At 60.5% G+C, this 902-nt stretch carries 1 pseudogene; it reads right to left on the bottom strand.

Annotation, left to right across the window (positions count from 1 at the left end):
- Positions 1–902 (bottom strand): annotated as a pseudogene (locus GIW69_RS26140) (type IV secretion protein Rhs); the annotation flags it as partial.

The following is a 902-nucleotide window of genomic DNA, read 5'->3' on the forward strand; positions in this document are numbered from 1 at the left end:
GATGAGGTTGCCGAAGGCGTCGTAGTCGTAGTGGCGATCGCCCTGCATCAGCAGGCGGTTGCCGTAGATGTTCGCCGGGCCGGGGCGGTTTTGCATGAGCAGGTTGCCGGCCGGGTCGTGGGCGAAGGTTTCCTGCGGGTCGTCGCGGGTGTGGCGGACGCGGGTCAGGCGATCAAGCGCGTCGTAGTAATAAGTACGTTGACCGTGGCGGCTGTCAGCGATTGACGCCAGATTGCCGTTGACTGAATAGCTGTAGTGACGAAGGTACAGCGTGCGATTTTGCTGATGCACCGAGTGAGCCTGTAATCGGCCCTGATCGTCATATTGGTAGTGGCTGGTGAGTTGGCCTTGCTGGCGCTCCTTCTCCCGTCCGAATTCGAATTGATGGGTGGTCACCCGCGCGCCATTGAGAACGACGGCCGTCAGCGCACCGCCCTTGGCATGGTGGTAATCGAGTTTGCTGCCATCGGGCAGGCGCATGCGTTTGAGTTGGCCGCAGGCATCGTAGGCATAACGCAGGGTGCCCCAGCCCTGGTGTTCGGTGATCAGCCGATCCTGGAGGTCGTATTCGAACGCAAGTGGATGGTTCTGACCGTCGTCGACGCTCGTCAGTCGTCCGAGCCTGTCGTAGTGGTATTGAACCTTGATGCCGTCGGGCAAGGTTTTGACCAACAGCCGCCCAGCGCTATCGCGCTCATAAGCCGTGACCCATATAGAACCGTCATCCCCGTACTCGGTCTTTTCCAGCAGATGGCCGCTGAGGTCGTAGGCATACGCCGTGCGCCGGCCATCGAACCCCGTTTCCTGTCGGATCAGTCCGCGAGCGGTGTAGTCCAGCAGGTATTTCTCGCCGGACTCGTTCTCGATTTCCGTCAGCAGCAGTTGCGCGTGGTCGTAGCGGT

The sequence above is a fragment of the Pseudomonas syringae genome, from assembly GCF_021605415.1.
GTDB classification, from domain to species: Bacteria; Pseudomonadota; Gammaproteobacteria; order Pseudomonadales; family Pseudomonadaceae; genus Aquipseudomonas; species Aquipseudomonas syringae_S.